This window comes from Vibrio sp. 1978, from assembly GCF_033344345.1.
The window spans coordinates 1-1,615 of record NZ_JAWPOP010000079.1 but is presented as its reverse complement, the minus strand read 5'-3'; the positions used below and the strand labels follow the sequence as shown (position 1 = coordinate 1,615).

Here is a 1,615-nt window from a genome sequence, read left to right as displayed (position 1 = left end):
GCTCAGATTCGAAACGCTTGCCCGGCACCAGCACTAAAGTATCGCCCGGAGCTAAGGTAATACTGCCCAATCCACCTTCCAAGCGCTCATGCCCACGACGAATGGCGACAACAACCGCATCAAAACGTTCGCGGAAGCGTCTTTCTTTCAAGGTCTTATGGCAGAAGGTTGCAGAGGAACTGACCACCACTTCAATAAAGTTTTGACCATTCAAATGCTGTTGCCCAAATAGAGTCAGCCCCGGAATTTCTTGCAAGGTCGCCACACTTTCGACATCGCCACAAAACAACAGACGATCTTTCGCTTTCAGCACGAAGTCGGGGCCTACTGACGATACCGTCACGCCATCACGAACCACCTCTGCAAGAAACAACTTACGCAGCGCACGCAGATTGTTTTCACTGATGGTTCGGCCAACCAAAGGGGAACCTGGTTCAACACGAGATTCAAGGAAATACGGTAAGTCTTCTTGGTTTTGGTCATCGTAACTTGGCAGCAAATAGCTCAGCGGAATAAGAATTAAAAGACCACCCGCTAAGACAGCCAAGCCAATCATCGTCGGAGTAAAAAAGCTCAGACTCGGTAGCCCTGCATCTTCCACAAAGCTATTAATAATAAGGTTGGTCGAAGTACCGATAAGCGTTAATGTGCCGCCAAATATCGCCGCGTAAGAAAGTGGAATCAGTAGCTTAGAAGGCGCGTGCTGTTGATTGCGTTTAATCGCACCAATCAAAGACACAACAACGGCCGTATTGTTGGTAAAGGAAGACAGTAAGGCGGTCGATAGCCCAAGCTTGGCGATCACACTGCCTAAATGACCTTCTGAAATACTACGGCTCACCCAACTGATCAGTAACGTTTTTTCTAATGCACAAGAAGCGAGAATCAGCAGGACCAAAGTTAACAATGATGAGTTGGTAAAGTTCGCAGCAATGGTCGTGGAATCCATCATTCCCGCCATGAAAGCAATAAAGGCTGCACCAGCAAAAACGTAGCTCGGCTTAATCTTAGTCACAAGCAAACAAGTGATAATGCCAAGCAAAATCGCTAATACAAATCCTTGTTCCCACATAGCCTTTCCTTACCAAACAGCTCGAAACGAGCGAAACAAACCGCAACACAACGACAGTGTGTAGAGCGATAAAACAAGTAACCAGAGCAAAGCAAAGCGAAAAAGAGTGCCAGAATGCTCAGATTTTCTTGGGCTTCACTGAACATTCCGGTTTTAGAGGCAGCCTAACCGCATTTCGCACTCGGTTAGGCTGTGAACCTAGACACTGATAACGTCCCTAGGCTTACTGCCATTACTTCTTGAGTAACTGGCTTAGGTCTTTAGCTTCCCAATGCGGGAAGTGTTTGCGAACAAGGGCGTTCAACTCAAGTTCAAAGGCAGATACATCAGCCAAACCGCGTTCAAGCTCTGTTAAGCTTTCTTTCACCATGCCAGCGCCAACGGTCACATTAGTTAGGCGATCGATGATGATGAAACCACCGGTATCTGCGCAGTCTTGGTAATTGTCCAAAGCTACTGATTCATTGAGCGACCACTCACACAAACCAATGCCATTTAGAGGCAGTTCCGCAGCACCATGTGTCGACAAGTTATTGATGTCGT

At 47.2% G+C, this 1,615-nt stretch carries 2 protein-coding genes; both read right to left on the bottom strand.

Annotated features, from left to right (window positions below; all coding sequences use genetic code 11):
* On the bottom strand, positions 1 to 1,072 hold a 1,072-nt coding region (locus R8N49_RS24560), incomplete at its 3' end, for an SLC13 family permease (RefSeq protein WP_318190151.1).
* Between the two features lie 232 nt (positions 1,073 to 1,304).
* On the bottom strand, positions 1,305 to 1,615 hold a 311-nt coding region (locus R8N49_RS24555), incomplete at its 5' end, for an elongation factor 1-alpha C-terminal domain-related protein (protein ID WP_412034904.1).